At 56.4% G+C, this 15,557-nt stretch carries 19 protein-coding genes and 1 tRNA gene; 11 read left to right on the top strand and 9 right to left on the bottom strand.

What is annotated here, in order from left to right; all coding sequences use genetic code 11:
* Positions 1 to 15: 15 nt before the first annotated feature.
* Positions 16 to 708 (bottom strand): hypothetical protein, encoded by a 693-nt coding sequence (locus tag WKI84_RS05955; protein WP_337862615.1) that lies wholly within the window; start codon positions 706 to 708, stop codon positions 16 to 18.
* Between the two features lie 2 nt (positions 709 to 710).
* A complete protein-coding gene (locus WKI84_RS05950; RefSeq protein WP_337862614.1) occupies positions 711 to 1,865 on the bottom strand; it encodes a plastocyanin/azurin family copper-binding protein in 1,155 nt (384 codons plus the stop codon).
* 202 nt (positions 1,866 to 2,067) lie between these two features.
* Here WKI84_RS05950 and WKI84_RS05945 point away from each other — a divergent pair, with 202 nt between their 5' ends.
* On the top strand, positions 2,068 to 2,469 hold the full coding sequence (locus tag WKI84_RS05945) for a VOC family protein (protein ID WP_337862613.1): 402 nt from the start codon (positions 2,068 to 2,070) through the stop codon (positions 2,467 to 2,469).
* A gap of 18 nt (positions 2,470 to 2,487) precedes the next feature.
* Here WKI84_RS05945 and WKI84_RS05940 read toward each other — a convergent pair whose 3' ends face one another.
* Entirely contained in the window at positions 2,488 to 3,501 is a 1,014-nt protein-coding gene (locus WKI84_RS05940; RefSeq protein ID WP_337862612.1) for a methyltransferase domain-containing protein, read from the bottom strand.
* 284 nt (positions 3,502 to 3,785) lie between these two features.
* On the opposite strand from WKI84_RS05940, the gene WKI84_RS05935 reads away from it, so the two are divergent.
* On the top strand, positions 3,786 to 4,022 hold the full coding sequence (locus WKI84_RS05935) for a hypothetical protein (RefSeq protein ID WP_337862611.1): 237 nt from the start codon (positions 3,786 to 3,788) through the stop codon (positions 4,020 to 4,022).
* A gap of 96 nt (positions 4,023 to 4,118) precedes the next feature.
* A complete protein-coding gene (locus WKI84_RS05930; protein ID WP_337862610.1) occupies positions 4,119 to 4,262 on the top strand; it encodes a hypothetical protein in 144 nt (47 codons plus the stop codon).
* Between the two features lie 96 nt (positions 4,263 to 4,358).
* Here WKI84_RS05930 and WKI84_RS05925 read toward each other — a convergent pair whose 3' ends face one another.
* On the bottom strand, positions 4,359 to 4,853 hold the full coding sequence (locus tag WKI84_RS05925; RefSeq protein ID WP_337862609.1) for a GTP-dependent dephospho-CoA kinase family protein: 495 nt from the start codon (positions 4,851 to 4,853) through the stop codon (positions 4,359 to 4,361).
* 33 nt (positions 4,854 to 4,886) lie between these two features.
* A complete protein-coding gene (locus WKI84_RS05920) occupies positions 4,887 to 6,014 on the bottom strand; it encodes an Mrp/NBP35 family ATP-binding protein (protein WP_337862608.1) in 1,128 nt (375 codons plus the stop codon).
* Between the two features lie 149 nt (positions 6,015 to 6,163).
* Here WKI84_RS05920 and WKI84_RS05915 point away from each other — a divergent pair, with 149 nt between their 5' ends.
* The 3 genes from WKI84_RS05915 to nadC are packed head-to-tail and all read left to right on the top strand — an operon-like array spanning position 6,164 to position 7,882.
* Positions 6,164 to 6,778, top strand: coding sequence for a DNA-directed RNA polymerase (locus tag WKI84_RS05915; protein ID WP_337862607.1), 615 nt, complete (start codon positions 6,164 to 6,166; stop codon positions 6,776 to 6,778).
* Positions 6,779 to 6,967 (top strand): transcription elongation factor subunit Spt4, encoded by a 189-nt coding sequence (gene spt4, locus WKI84_RS05910; protein WP_337862606.1) that lies wholly within the window; start codon positions 6,779 to 6,781, stop codon positions 6,965 to 6,967.
* Complete coding sequence (gene nadC / locus WKI84_RS05905; RefSeq protein ID WP_337862605.1) at positions 6,968 to 7,882, top strand: carboxylating nicotinate-nucleotide diphosphorylase; 915 nt, start codon at positions 6,968 to 6,970, stop codon at positions 7,880 to 7,882. It begins immediately after the preceding gene.
* On the opposite strand, the gene nadA is transcribed toward nadC, so the two are convergent.
* Entirely contained in the window at positions 7,883 to 8,833 is a 951-nt protein-coding gene (gene nadA, locus WKI84_RS05900; protein ID WP_337862604.1) for a quinolinate synthase NadA, read from the bottom strand. It lies immediately after the preceding gene.
* Between the two features lie 191 nt (positions 8,834 to 9,024).
* Here nadA and WKI84_RS05895 point away from each other — a divergent pair, with 191 nt between their 5' ends.
* Positions 9,025 to 9,207 carry a 30S ribosomal protein S30e gene (locus tag WKI84_RS05895; protein WP_337862603.1) on the top strand — a complete coding sequence of 61 codons (183 nt, stop codon included), beginning with the start codon at positions 9,025 to 9,027 and terminating at the stop codon, positions 9,205 to 9,207.
* Between the two features lie 67 nt (positions 9,208 to 9,274).
* Positions 9,275 to 10,108, top strand: coding sequence for an aspartate dehydrogenase (locus WKI84_RS05890; RefSeq protein WP_337862602.1), 834 nt, complete (start codon positions 9,275 to 9,277; stop codon positions 10,106 to 10,108).
* Positions 10,109 to 10,183: 75 nt separating this feature from the next.
* Here the strand turns inward: WKI84_RS05890 and WKI84_RS05885 are convergent, their stop codons facing one another.
* Positions 10,184 to 11,179 carry a plastocyanin/azurin family copper-binding protein gene (locus WKI84_RS05885; protein ID WP_337862601.1) on the bottom strand — a complete coding sequence of 332 codons (996 nt, stop codon included), beginning with the start codon at positions 11,177 to 11,179 and terminating at the stop codon, positions 10,184 to 10,186.
* A 157-nt stretch (positions 11,180 to 11,336) separates the two neighbouring features.
* Here WKI84_RS05885 and WKI84_RS05880 point away from each other — a divergent pair, with 157 nt between their 5' ends.
* Entirely contained in the window at positions 11,337 to 11,600 is a 264-nt protein-coding gene (locus tag WKI84_RS05880) for a TRAM domain-containing protein (protein ID WP_337862600.1), read from the top strand.
* A 183-nt stretch (positions 11,601 to 11,783) separates the two neighbouring features.
* Complete coding sequence (locus tag WKI84_RS05875) at positions 11,784 to 12,194, top strand: cupredoxin domain-containing protein (protein ID WP_337862599.1); 411 nt, start codon at positions 11,784 to 11,786, stop codon at positions 12,192 to 12,194.
* Between the two features lie 10 nt (positions 12,195 to 12,204).
* On the opposite strand, the gene WKI84_RS05870 is transcribed toward WKI84_RS05875, so the two are convergent.
* A complete protein-coding gene (locus WKI84_RS05870) occupies positions 12,205 to 13,326 on the bottom strand; it encodes a GTP-binding protein (protein ID WP_337862598.1) in 1,122 nt (373 codons plus the stop codon).
* Between the two features lie 77 nt (positions 13,327 to 13,403).
* Positions 13,404 to 15,065: a zinc ribbon domain-containing protein gene (locus WKI84_RS05865; RefSeq protein ID WP_337862597.1), complete on the bottom strand. Its 1,662-nt coding sequence runs from the start codon at positions 15,063 to 15,065 to the stop codon at positions 13,404 to 13,406.
* Positions 15,066 to 15,174: 109 nt separating this feature from the next.
* Between WKI84_RS05865 and WKI84_RS05860 the strand changes: the two genes are divergently transcribed.
* Positions 15,175 to 15,280 (top strand) — tRNA-Glu (locus tag WKI84_RS05860).
* The last annotated feature ends 277 nt before the right edge of the window (positions 15,281 to 15,557 follow it).

The following is a 15,557-nucleotide window of genomic DNA, read 5'->3' as shown; positions in this document are numbered from 1 at the left end:
CGAACTATCAATCAATCAAAGCAGTATTGTTTCTGCACTGAAGGTTTTGCCATTGGGTAGAGTCACCCAGATCTGCGCTTTTGTCAGGCCGGTGTCATCAGTTTCAAACTCGGAGGCATCAATCTGCCACATGTACGCAAAGATCTTGTTGCCAGTCATGATGATTTCGTATTCACGGAAATCTGGGGCCCGGACATCAAATTCCTCCGTGTAGAGTATCCGCTGTCGCCCTGCTTCCTCCAAAGCCTTGATTTGCTGGTCTATCGCAGCAGCATCTTTCTCGGCCGCCTTGACCCACCTAGCTGCTTCAGAGACGTATTCAGATTCCGGCCCGTATTCCACAAAGGCACGGTTTAGATCCTCCTTTGCTGATGCCACCCTATCAGCTGCATCAGACCGCTGCGATTTGTAGATAGGCATCATAGTGTCATATTCGTATGTGTTGTCATCGATAACAACGAATTTCACATGTGCATCGCTAGCTGCAAAGGCATTTTCTGCATCAGTCAGGCTAAACCGCACCTTGTAAAGGCTGCCATCTTTTATTGCATAATACTGGGTTACCCCCGTTATCCTGCTGGAGGAATCTCCTGCCAGCACCTTGGAGCTTGGTGACATGAGAGAGTCCAGCGAGTCCGCAACCAGAATGCCAATGAACACGACGGCAACCGTGGCTGCGATCAATAACACTGTTGTCTTTTTACTCATCTCTAGCGCACTCGGGCAGCAACAGATCCTTCTTTCAGCAGGTCACCGTCCTCGCTGTAGGCCTGCCAGTCGAACTGGCTTATTGGCGACGCAGAGTAAATCCTGAAGCTGAGTTTCTTTCCCTCTTCAAGCGGGCGCCCTTCTGTGGAGAATATCACACTGTTGTCTATCACGTCACCAGTCCAACCACGCGGCGCCTTTACCTTCTTGATTGTCGAGCCCTCTGGCAGAACGACTGTAAAGTCGTATACCATCACACCCCCTGTTGAAAGATTCTTGACCGTTATGCTGGTACTCTTGGCCTTGACAAAGCTTGTTGCAGTGACCCCAAAGTCAGGAATGGGAATAGCGGATGACGGCGCGGACTCATCTGGTGGAGAAAGCATCTGCGAGTTATCGGAGCTTTGCGCCACATCAACGGGCCCAGTAGTAGGAGAAGGAGCCGCTTGCCTGTCTACCACTATCTTGCCCGCCATCGTCGGGTGCAGCTGGCAGTAATAGTCAAAAGTGCCCTCTTTCACGAATTGGAAGCTATACTCTTTCTTTGGCCCCATTATCTTGGAGTCGAAATCCTTGGTCGGCTTGGATGCCGTCCCTGAAGAAACGGTGTGTGCAGCCGAGTCGGCATTTACCCAAGTAAGTGTCGTTCCAGGCTGGATCTTGACAGGATTTGGAGAATATGCCTTATCAGCCTTGTTAGTCGCGCCCGGCACTATCTCCACACGCGAAACACCTTCAGTCGCAGGAGTATCAGAAGAAGCAGACTGAGGGCTGGGTTGTTGTTCTGGACTTGCTGGGGTATTTTCATAAGTAAAGAATGTCTCACTGTTAAAGCTCTGCCCTCGTACAACTGCCTTGTATGTGCCACCTGTACTGAAATGTGCTCCGATAATAAACGATGCACGGGCATTGAATCCAAAGCTTTCATCCTGCAACATCTTTCCGGTCGGATCGAACAACTCAAAAGTTGCGAAGACGGTATTGGTCGTGTTACTCGTGATAGTTACTTTGATATCCTCGCCACTTTTGTAAGATGGTTTATCAGTAATAACGCTAACAGTGACTGCCTCTTGCGCATAGGAAGGCAGGACGGCAGCCGCCACGGCTGAAAAGAGCAAGATGGCGGCTACGACAAGAGGCGAAATTACCTTGTCCATGGGAATACTGTATCTGTTTCCGGTGTATTTTTACATTTCCACAAGTCAAGTTAACTTCCCTTTCTCTTCTTTGCTGCTTCCCAACCTGCCAAAAAGATCTCGGAGAATACCAGCAGCTCGCTCTTTGTCCATCGGCACTGCCAAAACCATAGATAAGTTCTTAATTTACCTCCCCCGATCACCGGCTGGTGTATTGAGAGACATGGCATTTCGCAAGGTGGGCGCCGTCATCTTACTCGTATCCAATATGCAGGCATCGATCAAATTCTACAAGGACACGCTCGGGCTTCCGCTAAAGACAAAGTCCAAGGACTGGACCGAGTTCTTCAAGGACGGGACTGTGCTTGCGCTTACGCCGGCCAAAAAGAGGAGCATGGTGGGCTCTGGCACTGGCATGCTGGTAGGGTTCATGGTGAGCGACATGGACGCCACCGTGAAGGAGTTGAAGGCAAAGAAGGTCAAGTTCTTCAAGAAACCAAAAGAGGAGCCGTTTGGCAAGCACGCGGTGATCGAAGATCCTGACGGCCACCTGATATCGATAGCCGAGATCAAGACCAAGTCCGAAGAGGGCTTTGACATGCTCGGCATGCTTGGCGCTGACTAACCGACTGGCCGGCCGAGATCAGCGTTTCCAGGCAATCACCAGGAACAGCGACCCGCCAAGGTCAGAGAAGGAGACGCGCGCAAAGCCCGCCACTCTCAGCAGGGACTCGACCTCTTTTTTCGTCATAAAGCAGTGGCCCTGCAGCGCAAAGTCCAGCTGCATCCCCATTATCAGGCGGCTTTCCAAGTCGAGGTTCCTGTCCCCGGCAGCGGGCAGCAGCCCCTCCACGATAGCCACGGCGCCGCCTTTTTTCAGCGCCCGGTAGCAGTTTGCCACCACCGCCTTTTTGTCGCCGGCCGCATAGAGCGACTCGCCCAGGTAGCAGATGTCAAACTCGGAATCAAACTCCATGCCCTCGCCGGCCATGTGCACTATTTTTATGTCAGCAGCGGCCGCCGCTGCCGCGACAGCCATCGCCTTGCGCGCTGCCTCTTCCGAAGGCTCGACGCCCACAAACGACGAGCGCGGGTAGAGGTTGGACAGTTTCTCGATGAGGGTGCCGGTCCCGCAGCCTACGTCCAGCAGCCTGCAACCGCCTGACAGCATGGCGTGCAGACTGCTTCCTTTTCTTTTTCCCTTTTTGCGGATGGCCGACAGGAACGCGTTGTGGTCCCAGTCTGTTGCCTGCTCGATGGCCTCAAAAGTGCGCGCCATGTCACGCGTCTTGCCCGACCTAAAGAGGTCGTCCAGCCCGCCGTATTCCAGGCTGCGCAGGGCAATGTACGAGAACTGCCCGCCAAGGTAGTGAGGGCTCTTTTCGTCAAGCAGCATCTCTTTCATCTCTCTGCTCATGCGCAAGAGCCCGCTCTTGCTTTCCCTGTCCACAAAGCCCAGCGCAACGGCAGCAGACGCCCAAGCCCCCACAGCATTCCCGTCAAGGCCCGACCTCTTTGCAAGCTCCAATGCGCTGGCCGGCTTTTTGGCGAGTTCGGCAAACAGCCCCATCCTGCGCCCCGCGTGCGCGACCCACACGCCGTAAAAGCCGACAGAGTAGCCCCACAGCCGCCAGAACCCCCTTGGGTGCCTTGCCACGGCTAGCATAGCCGGCGCACCCGTTCTTAAACGATCAGCCGCTGCCTGTGCCGCGTCGCCAGAGCAGATATGCAGGCAGCCACAACCCGAGGATCGTCGATAATTGTTATTGTTGCAGCATACAGATCAAGAATTTCAAGATGTCGTACAAAACCTAGAAGCAAGATATGAGAATTTGACTATGCCATTTCCGGGCTCTCGTACTTGCAGAGGGCAACCATAAAACTCCTACAAAGTGGATTATCGCTTCACTTAAATATGGATAGCTGTTGCTAGCGGGTGTAATGATGCAAGAGGCAGAGCGCTGCCCCATTTGCTCCGGCAAAGGCATGATCGAGCTTACAGACTCGCAATGCCCATTCTGCAACGGCACTGGCGAGCGAACCAAGGCAGCTGAAAGTTACATGAAGGTCCACATCTGCCAGTGCATATTCCTGGACAGAAAGAACTGCCCCATCTGCGGCAAGAAGTGCCACCATAACACGCCAAACCGTCCAAAGATACTCATCGCCCCGATGTAGAGGCGACGCACTGGCCTTTTCACTTTTTAGCCTTTTAAAGAAAGGGCGCAAGAGCGCACACAAGACTTAAAAATCATCAGCCCTTCATCTTTACTGTTGAAGCCCCTCACAGCAGAGATGGTCTGCACCTTCTGCAACGCCAAGATAGACTATGGCAAGAGCGTGTGCGACGGGTGCGCCAAGAAATACCACATCGGCACCTACGACATGAGCAGCGACGGGTGCGGCTGCGACGGCTGATTGATAGAGATTATTTCTTTGAGGGGTCAGAAAGTGGTATATTCAATCATCCGCTAGTGTCAGCCAGCCACCACATCATCATACCCCTTTCGTGTGCTAGTCTTGCAGACCAATCCTGTCCATTAAGTCTTTAGCCTTTTTCCGCTTTTCAGCGTCCACCCTGACGACTACGAGCCCTTCAAGCGGCTGGCCGTACAGGACGGCAGAGCCGTCGGGGGCCATCGCAAAGACTGGCAATGCTAGCAGGTCTTCCTCGCCGTCCACCAGAACGCGCACGGGCCCTTTTGCAGAGAGCGCTTTTTTCAACACCTGCACCGCGGCCTTTGAGATCGTGCCGGCAGGGTTCCTGCATTTCAGCTCCTTTGCCTGAAACGACGGCGGGCTGCGCCGGCCCCTGCGCTCCTGGCCGTCCACAACCGAAACGTCGGGCGTCATGCCAAACGAGATCAACCTTTCAGTGGTCGCGTCCCCGACTGCCACCATCTTTGGCGCGCCCTTGATCTCTCCAAGCACCCGCTCTTTTGTGACCTGCGCGTCCGGTATCAGGGTGCCAAACGGCTTTTTCAGCTCTGCCAGGATGTCAGGCGTCAAATGCAACGCCTTGCTGTTGTGACAGGGCGCTTATCAAGCTGGCGGCTTTTCTGCAGCCGTGGCGGAGGTAGTAGTAGCAGCAGAAGAAGCGTTCTTCTCCGCCTCCTCCTGCGCGCGCAGCTCGGCCGCGATTATGCTTATCCTGCCGGCGATGACCTTGGCTGCCTTGTCAAACGACTGCGCCTGGAACGAGTCCGGCTCTGAAAGCACAGTCGGCTTGCCGGTGTCGCTCCCCGCACGTATCTGCTGGTGGAGCGGTATCTCGCCAATGAACGGGATCTTGAAATCCTCGCTTATCTTTTTGCCGCCTCCCTTGCCAAAGAGGTATATCTGCTCGTTGCAGTGCGGGCACATCAGGTAGGACATGTTCTCTACCACGCCTATTATGGGCACGTTGAGCTTGTTGAACATGCCCACAGCTTTTACAGCCACGTTCATAGCCACGTCCTGCGGCGTGGTGACGATCAGGATGCCCGTGATCGGGATGGTCTGCGCAATTGTCAGCGGCGCGTCGCCGGTCCCCGGCGGCAGGTCTATTATCAGATAATCGAGCTCGCCCCAGTTCACGTCCGTCAGAAACTGCTTGACGATGCCAGAAACGATGGGCCCCCTGTATATCCCGGCCTGCTGCGACTGCTCGTAGAAAAAGCCCATCGAGATCACCTTGACGCCGGCCATCTCTGGCGGCTGGATCTTGTTGTCCACGACCTCGGGTTGCGCCTTGAGCCCGAGCATCAGAGGCACGCTTGGCCCGTAAATGTCTGCGTCAAGCAGGCCGACCCTGGCGCCGGTCTTGGCAAGTGCGAGTGCAAGGTTGACAGACACTGTGGTCTTGCCGACTCCGCCCTTGCCCGACGCGACTGCGATGATGTTCTTTACTCCCGGCAAGAGCTCGTCGAGGTTGAGCGCCCTGCCCTCCATGACCCGGGCAGTCACCTTCATGCTCAGGTCCTTGACGCCTATCGACGCAATAGCGGCGCGCACGTCGCGCTCGATGTCGCTGTTGAACGGGCAGGCCGGCGTCGTCAGTTCCAGCGTGAACGCCACCTTGCCGTCATTTATCGAGAGATCCTTTATCATTCCCATTGATACGATGTCCTTGTGGAGCTCGGGGTCTACGACCTTTTTGAGCGAGCTCAGGACTTGGTCGACAGTAACCATCTGTCGAATTTTTTCCCTGCACGATATTTAAATCGTGATATTAGTACAGCCTATCCTGCAGGGAGTGAGGTTGCGGCAGGATAGAAATTTTTAGACGATTGCAATCCAAAAGTTCATAAATCAACATTTTGCAAGAGGATGCGTATATTATGTTTGCCATAGTGCACATGAGCGACGTCGTCAGGATTCCCCCCAACAGGCTGACAAACTCTCTCAAAGATGCCGCTATATCCATTCTGAAGGAAAAGTACGAGAGCATGCTCTCGGCAGACGTTGGCTATGTCGTCATGATCACCGACGCCGAGGTCAGCTCGGTTGGCAAGCTGGTCGCCGGCGACGGCGCCACGTACCACAAGGTCACTTTCAAAGCCCTCACGTTCTACCCCAAGCTGCAGGAGATAGTCGAGGGCGAAGTCGTCGAGATTACAGACTTTGGCGCGTTTGTAAGGATAGGCCCGACCGACGCGCTCCTCCATCTGTCGCAGATTACCGACGATTACCTAAAGAGCGACGTCAAGCAGGGCATGATAGTCGCAAACCAGTCTGCCAAGTCGCTAAAGATCGGGTCCAAGATAAGGGCCCGAATCACCGCAGTCAGCCTCGGCAAGGGCGCAGGCATGGGCAAGATAGGCATCACGTGCAGGCAGCCGTTCCTTGGCGCGCTAGAGTGGATCCAGGAAGAGATCAAGAAATCAAAGGGCGGCGCGCAGCCTGCGGCTCCAGCTCCGAAAGGCAAGGGAGGAGGAGGAGGCGGCAAGCAATAGATGGCAAGGGAAAAGGCGTGCCGCAAGTGCAAGGCCCTCACCACCGGCAAGGTGTGCCCCGTCTGCAAGTCGTCGGATCTGAGCCCCGACTGGCAGGGCATCATACTGATCTTCGACCCAGCCAAGTCGCTTGTCGCAAGCACGCTCGAGATAACCGCGCCCAGCAGGTACGCGCTCAAGGTATCCTAGTTGCCGGCTGAAGAACCGCAATTGCCGCTAGAGTCGTTCCTGCAGGTCAGGCAGGCCCTCGCACGCTTTATCGAAGAGGACGTAGGGAGGGGCGACATTACAAGCGACAGCATAATCGGCGAAGGCGTTGACGCAGAAGCAGAGGTGGTCTGCAAGACTGAAGGCGCCACAATCTCCGGCCTTGAGGAGGCGGCGGCAATCTTTGACATGTGCGGCTGCTCCTGCCACCTGCTTGCCCGCGACGGCTCGCTGACAAGGAAGAAAAAGACTCGCGTCATGCTCGTGTCCGGGAAGGCAAGGGCGATATTGAAGGCAGAGCGCACCGCGCTCAACATGCTCATGAGGATGAGCGGCATTGCCACCGAGACGCGGGCGCTTGCAGACCTTGCCCGGCCCGTCAGGGTCGCGGCGACGCGCAAGACCGCGCCGGGGCTGCGCCTGTTTGACAAAAAGGCAGTGCTTGCAGGCGGCGGGCTTGCCCACAGGATGCGCCTTGACGACATGGTGCTCATCAAGGACAACCACCTGGTCGTCGCAGGGCCGCCGGGCGAGTGCATAAAGCTTGCAAAAGACAGGGTCGGCTCGGCCATCAAGGTCGAGTGCGAGGCCCGCAACCAGGAGGAGGCGATAGCGGCCGTAAAGGCAGGCGCCGACGTGGTGATGCTTGACAATTTCACGCCGGCGCAGGCTGCAAGGGCCATAAGAGAGATAACGAAACTTGGCCTGCGCAAAAGAGCCCTGATAGAGGTCTCGGGCGGCGTGACCAAGAAGAACATCAGGCAGTACGCCAGGGCTCGCCCCGATTACATCTCGATGGGCTACATCACCCACTCGCCAAGAGCAGTCGACTATAGCCTTGAGATCCTTGCAGCGGCGACTAGAAAAGAGAAAGAGAAAGAGAAGAAAAAAGGCTGATCAAGAGATTGCAAGCATCCGGTCGATTGCCAGCCGGGCTTTGTCGGCCACGTCCGGCTTGACCTTGACCTCGTAGACGTTGTTTGCAAGCGAGTTGTACACCTTCTCGAGCGTTATCTTTTTCATGTACTTGCAGACGGCGTCCTCCTTGACCGGTATGAACTCTTTGTCGGGGTTCTCCTTTTTCATCCTGTACAGTATGCCGGTCTCTGTAGCCACCACGAACTGCCTGGCCTCTGACGACCTTGCGTGCCTCATCATCCCCTCGGTGGAGAGCACGTGGCCTTTCTGCGCCAGGTCGCCCTTTGCCATGTGGTACATCGTGGAAGACGTGCACGAGCACTCCGGGTGCACCAAAAAGTCGGCGCTCTTGAGCGTGGCCAGCATCTTGTTGATGTCCTCCGCCTTTATGCCGGCGTGCACGTGGCACTCGCCGGGCCAGATGTACATGTTCTTCCTTTTCGTGACCTCTGCGACATAGGCGCCAAGGAACATGTCTGGCAGGAACAGAACCTTCCTGTCTGCAGGGATGCTTGCCACCACCTTGGCGGCGTTTGCAGACGTGCAGCAATAGTCTGACAGCGCCTTTACCTCGGCGCTCGTGTTGACGTAGCTGACGACGACTGCGTCAGGGTGCTCGGCCTTCCAGGCCGCAAGCTCGTCGGCGTTTATGGCAGACGCAAGCGAGCACCCTGCCTCAAGGTCGGGTATCAGCACTTTTTTGTCGGGGCACAGTATCGAAGCGGTCTCGGCCATAAAGTGCACGCCGCAGAACACGATGAGGTCTGCCTTTGTGGACGCCGCGTTGCGCGAGAGCGCAAGCGAGTCGCCAATAAAGTCGGCAACGTCCTGCACCTCCGGCACCTGGTAGTTATGGGCCAGTATGACGGCATTCCTTTCCTCCTTCAGCTTCAGGACCTGCCGCCTAAAGTCGGTTTCGAGCATGGTCATGTCTATGTGTATGCAGCTACAGATCTATTGCATCTACATTTAAACCAGTACAATTCAGGACATGCGTGCCTGCCAGATGGGTATTGCAGGCAATACTTGCCACATTTACCGCACGTACGAGTGCCTGGAACAATGAATACAATTATAAGCACTGGAGCGCATACAGGCTCCCAAGAGAGAGTAGATAATCGATGCCAACACACGGATCGCTCACAAAGGCAGGCAAGGTAAGAGGCCAGACCCCAAAGGTGCAGGCCAAGCCGCGCTCAAGCCCGATAGCAAGGGAAAGGAACAAGAACAATTTCATCAAGCGTTTTGAGAAAAAGCGCCTCCCGGGCCAGAAAAAGCCGGAACGCCGCGGGCCAAGAAGGTAATACACACACGCACACATAACGGCAAAAGGTAAAATCCCCCTCCTCCTTTTCATTTTACTGTAACAACATGCCCCTCGAAAGGAAGGTAGGCATCATAGGCTGCGGCACCATCGGAGGCCAGCTCGCAATGGCAATCGACGGCGGCTCGGTGGGCAACGCAAGCCTCGTCTCGCTCTTTGACGCCGTGCCCGGCAGCGCCGAGGGGCTGAAAAAAAAGCTCCTGCGGTCAAAGCCGTCGTCGCACGCAGACTTTGAGCGGTTCGTCGGCACGGGCTGCGACATCGTTGTGGAGGCGGCGTCGCAGGAGGCCGTGAGGAGGTTTGCCGCCAAAATCCTGGAATCTGGCAAGGACATCATGGTAATGAGCGTGGGCGCGCTTGCCGACCCCGAGCTGCTGGCGGGCCTGAAAGAGTCGGCGGCCGAAAACGGCAGCAGGATATACGTCCCCACCGGCGCCATAGCGGGTATCGACGCGATAAGGGCTGCGAAGGGCCTGCTGGAGTCGGTCATGCTCACCACCACCAAGAGCCCAAAGGCGCTTGCGGGCGCGCCGTTCTTTGAGACCGGCAAAGTAAAGCTGGAAGAGGTAAAGGAGCGGACGCAGGTTTATGAAGGGCCGGCGGCAGAGGCAGTCAGGCTGTTCCCGGCAAACGTCAACGTCGCGGCCGTGCTGAGCCTTGCAGGAATCGGCTTTGAAAAGACGCGGGTGCGCATAGTGGCAGACCCCGCCGCGACCACGAACCAGCACGAGATCACCGCAAAGGGCGGCTTTGGTGAGTTCCGCTTTACGGTCAGCAACGTGCCGTCGCCGGGCAACCCCAAGACCAGCTACCTTGCGGTCCTGTCGGCGATAGAGTGCCTGCGCTCTGTGTGCGACGACGGGATGAGGATCGGCTCCTAGAAGAACGCAGAAAGAGCCTGCCGCACAATAGCGATTCCCACTGGTTGTCAGGCGCAGGGACAGACTTGAACCAGGCTAGGCGAAATTCTCTACCACAGTCACTTTCCCCCTCATCCACGGATGCGGCTCCCCGTGGTACGGGTATTCTCCCGGCTCTGTAAATACGAACTCGAATGTGCCACCCGGCGGTATCAGCCCCGAATCAAATTTCTTGCCGGTGAGCCTGTCGACATAGCCAGAGTCAGAGACTACGGACTGCGGAACGATATCCCTATTTGTCCAGATGACTTTGTTGTCCATCCCAACCGTGGCTCTCACTTCTTTTGGCAGATAGCTCCTTTGAGAGCTTTCTAGAGACGCCCCCTCTTCAATGTCTACATTCAAGGCGTGGGGAGGATTTACCCGTTCTTTGAATATCTGGCTCATTGTTTTGTTGTCAAAGTTTACGTTTGGCATCGGCAGCCTGTGCATCTCAAAATCGACATAGCTCCACACCACCTCCCCGGTTTCCGCATCGACCAGGTACAGGCTTTCGTTTATCGGGATCGGGGGCCCTTCCCACGTAAGCACGGCCCTGTAGACCAGCCTGTCCCTTGCTGCCTCCACAGCCTTTACTGGCAGAGGGCAGGTAAGCGAGGGTTTTTCGCACACCACCGTAAAAGTGCGGCTAGTGGAGTTTACAAAATATTGCGTCTGGTTTGCGTGCACAAAGAACAGGCCCAGATTCAGAAGATCGGGATTTTCCTTGACCTGCGAGAGCGGCCAGCCGCGCCACTCAAGGCGTTCCATCCTGTATTTGGCGTATTCCCTGTCAGCTTCAAACTTTTGCTGCGAGAAATTGTAGAGCGTAAACTCTAGCCTTATGTTTTGCGCTCCCCGCACTTTGGAAAGCAGATGGTTCTCGGCAGATTCTATCGCTCCAAGCTGCGATACCTGTGGCGCTGTCGGAATGACGTGCGGATCGTGGGCGATTCTGCCGCTGCCCGATTGGGCAGAAACATAAAGCATGGAAAAGAGCATCCCCATGCCAAGCGCCATCACCACCAGCGCGGACGAGCGTCCTGCTGCCATGCATGGAATCAATGAAAGGATTCTATTGAATTTTTATCCTAACGGCCAGCGAAAATCCGGGCGCAGAGCAGTGAGGGGCGTGTGCGCAGCCAGACCCACAGCGGAGGTGCAGGCTTTCCATGGTTTATATATGGTGCAGGCGTGGCTTTACTTACGTATGAGTTACGGAAGAAGAGACAACTTTGGTCCAAAGCCAGTAGAATCTGGCAAGGAATACGACGTGCAGATCACGGAAATCAGCCGCAAAGGTGACGGAATCGCAAGGATACAGGGATTTGTAATCTTTGTGAAGGACGGAAAGGTAGGTCAGAACGCCAAGATCCGAGTTACGCAGATCGGACCGAGGTTCGCGACTGCCGAGATCGTCAACGGCGCATCAGCAGCAGCTACGACCGCCCCGGCCGAGAACCCTGCAAACTAACGGACATACATACATACATACAGAATACAAACAGATACACACACGCTGCGTTCTGACGACGGATGCAGTTCGTTTTTCCTTTTTTGTTTCACCCTTTTTCCATTTCAGCCCTTTTTCCAAAAGAAAAAGAGAAAAGAAATATCCTAAACGGATAAAAGTGCATTCCTGCCAGCCAGTCTTGGCGTGTCCGTCCGCAACAACGTCATAGCAGTCGTGGCGATATCGTTCATAGTGGTAGGCGGGCTGTGGGCCTACGGCAACCTGTCAAAGGAGGGCGAGCGGCAAAAGGAGGAAGGCGCCCTGAGCGTCGAGGGGATCCTGCTTGTCGCGCAGAGGAGCACGTTCAACGGCACGAACCCCGAAATACGCGTCAGCGTCAACGTGCCCAAAAAGCTGGTGGTGGTCAACGAGGACGCAGTCACGCACGACCTCCAGATAAAAGATTCCGCAGGCGGGATACTGAACGTCAACACCGCGCCGCTCAAGGGTGGCCAGCACTTTAACGCCGCAATCGTGGCGTACAAGCCCGGCACCTACGAGTATTTCTGCTCGTTCCACCCCGGCATGAGAGGCAAGATCGTCGCCGAAAACTAGCTAACGGGGGCTAGAGGGCGCCGGGGTTCTTTACTATCGTGAGCACGTCCTCGTCTGCAAGCACGTGGTCGAGGCCGACCTTTTGCGCGTCGAACTTGGCCGAGCTGCCCCACACCAGGGCGTACTTGAAGTTCCTCGCCATGCTGCGGTGTATCTTGTTGCAAATGTCGCCAACGGTCGAGCCGCGCTGCACTATCATGGGCTCCTTGTAGTCGGTCTCGCCGCCCTTGGGGCGCATGTAGACCCGGATAAAGTCGAGCTTGTTGTATATCGCCTCCTTCACCGCGTCGATGTTGATGTTGGCGTCAGCAGAGATTGGCAAAAAGTTGTTCCCTATCTGCGACTGCACCTCCTTGACAAAGCCCTGGTTGACCAGGTCTATCTTGTTGAGGAGCACCAGCGACTTTGTATAGACCCTGTTTTCAGACAGCACGTCTATGAACTGGTCGTCCGTGAGGCCCGGCTCTCTGATTATTATCCTGCCGTTGTGGATGCCGTAGACGCGGGCTATCTCCTTTACAGACCGCTCCTCCATCTTGATTGGCACCTGGCAGTTTATCGACAGCCCCCCTGTCGAGGTCTTTTCGATCACGACGTCAGGCGGCTGCTCGTCCAGCTTTATGCCGGCCTCTGCAAGCTCTCTTTTCAAAAGGCCCACGTGCTGCGGCTGGAACACGTCCAGCACGAGGAGCACGAGGTCTGCGCCCCTTGCAACGGATATGACGCGCCGGCCAAAGCCCTTGCCTGCAGCCGCGCCTTCGATGATGCCTGGCAGGTCGAGCACCTGTATCCTGGCGCCGCGGTAGTCCATCATTCCGGGCACCGCGGTGAGCGTGGTGAACTGGTACGACGCCACCCTAGATTTGGCGTTTGTGAGCCTGTTCAAAAGCGTGGACTTGCCGACGCTTGGCAGTCCTATCAGCACTACCGTCGCGTCGCCGGCCTTGCGAACGTCAAAGCCGGCGTTCTCGCCGCCCGTGTGGACCGTCCGGCCGTGTATGTTTGCCTCCTGCTCCCTCTTGAGCTTGGCTATCTTGGCCTTTAACAGGCCGATATGGAACTCGGTGGCCTTGTTTATCTGGGTCTTGTGTATCTCGTCCTGTATGGCCTTGATCTTTTCAGGGATGCCCATTTGTGCCGCTCACTCGCTCCGCCTGTTCCTGTAACAGGGCTACTTTGGCGGACAGGCGATAAAAGCATTGTCACGTGTCACAGCTGCGAGCCGCACTGGTTGCAAAAGCGCGCGTCCGTGGCGTTCCTGCGGCCGCACCTGGGGCATTTGTAGTCCAGTTTCGAGCCGCACTTGTTGCAGAATATCGAGTCGGCGGCATTTTGCGAGCCGCACCTAGGGCAGACCATGCCGCTGCCTCTGGCGGCAGCGGCATGGTCTGCCTCTGCTGCTTCCGGCGGCCGCCGCCGCTTTCCCGCATGGGACGCTTCTTCCAGCCCGGCAGCCCGGGGAGGCTCCTCCTGTCCGGCGCCGGGTTCTTTGCCTGCACCCCGGATGTTGGACTTGGACTCGGCCACCGCATATTTTATCATCGCGGCCACCCCATCAGGATCCTTCACGGACGCCAGCTTCATGAAGGGGTGGCCTCCATGCATGATGAGGACGTTGCCGTAGACCGTGCGCGATGTCTTGGCCTGGGTTGTCCTTCGGCTATGGCCCATGTAGCGCACCCTGTATCCGGCGTCTGTGGAACGCTCCGTCTTGGTCTCTGTCCATTTGTTTGTCACAAGTACGTCGCCGACTCCGGGGAGCATCACGGCGTCGGCCCGGTGCGCCTCAAAGTCGTAATAGATGGCCCTAAAGTTTGTCACCGCCTTGAGCCACTTGTAGCGTCTGGAGAAAAGGCCCTCAGTCCCGTACTCGCTCCAGATCACCCTCTCGCCAGGGGCCAAAAACGGCGTGGCATAGAATACCACAGTGGGCGCCCAGCTGCTGCCGTCCGCCCGGTACTCCAGGTTCAGATACCTGAAATACGTGCCCTCCAGTTCCAGCTTGCGGAGCGACGCAAGCTGGTCGACGATGGCGCCGGCCTTGTCGTCTTCGACGTCAAGCGTCATTGACACCAGCGGCCGGCCCTCTGGACCGTCGCTCCTGTAGGCCAGGGTGACCTTGCGGTTCGTCTTTTCTCCCAGCAGCCCCTTTTCCCGGTCTGTGGTGGCAGCAATGCTCTCAAGCGAGTGTATAGGCAACTCGCCCAGTGAAAAGTCGCCCTTGAAAAAGCGGATGACGTTGCCGGCCTCTATCGGGAAGACGACCATCCTGTCTGCCGCGGCATAGGGGCCACCCCCTTCCACTGCCTTTATGCCGTACTTGTATGTCCCGATGCTGCTGGTATCCACCACGAGCTTCAGGTGCGCCGCCACGATTTTCGCGCTCCCCGCCGCGCTTGCCGGCGACTGTTGATTGGGGCGGCGGCCCCCTTCTTCTGCCACAGATGGTACAGGTGGCGCCGCTGCTGATGATGCAGCATCAGCAGCGTCCTGTTCTTTTTTTGCGGCGTCAGCTTGGCCGGCGGCGCTTTTTATGTCCTCGACGGTTTCATAGTCTACTTCGCCGGCCAGTTTCACCGCCGTGCCGACCTTTTTTACAAGAACTTCGATGAAGCGCCTGTCGGGCGCCACAGGGCTAAAGTCATAGACCTGCAGCACCGCCCTGCCGCTCTCCTTGCCCGGCGCTATGCGGGCGTAAAAGCGAAAGGGAAACCTGTTCTTCATCCACATCATCCCCGACTTGCCTTCGACAGCGCGCAGCTCGGCGCTTGACTGCTCGACCTTGGCCCCTGCATCCTTGCACGCGGCCAGCAGTGCATCGTATGCGGCGTCTGCCGAGGCCTCAAGTTCGACTGTGCCGAGGGTGGGCAATACAGGCCAGCTAGTCGTGGCGCAGATTATTTCCCTTTCGGCGCGCTGCGCCAGAAAAGGGCGGGAAAGTTACATTTTTATGAAGTGCGTTTGACATGAGCAGCTGCAGGCTCCGGTGGTGTAGTCCGGCTAAGCATTTCGCCCTCTCAAGGCGGAGATCCCGGGTTCAAACGACGTGGGGTAACTCCCCGTCGGAACAAATCCCGGCCGGAGCACTTTCTCATTTTTTCTTTTTGCGCTCAAAATGTCCGCTTTTTCGTTTAGTCTATCGCCGTAGTTGCCAGCGTTAGCGCTGGCTCTAACGGCGTTAGCATCAGCACTAACTCCGCCTCCGAGGGCTCCAATGCTTAGCCGGACTACACCACCGGAGCTCATGAACTGCCTGACAAGAGGGAATTCTTCGTTAAGGAAGACGTGGAGCTTCTTGCGAATGGAATGGCGAAGATAACGCTCGTAACCCTTGGATACCTGCTTTTCACCTTTCAGCCAAGC

This window comes from Nitrososphaera sp. (genome assembly GCF_037447015.1).
GTDB lineage: Archaea > Thermoproteota > Nitrososphaeria > Nitrososphaerales > Nitrososphaeraceae > Nitrososphaera.
Note: the sequence above shows the minus strand (reverse complement) of the source record. Positions and strands in the feature narration are given on the sequence as shown.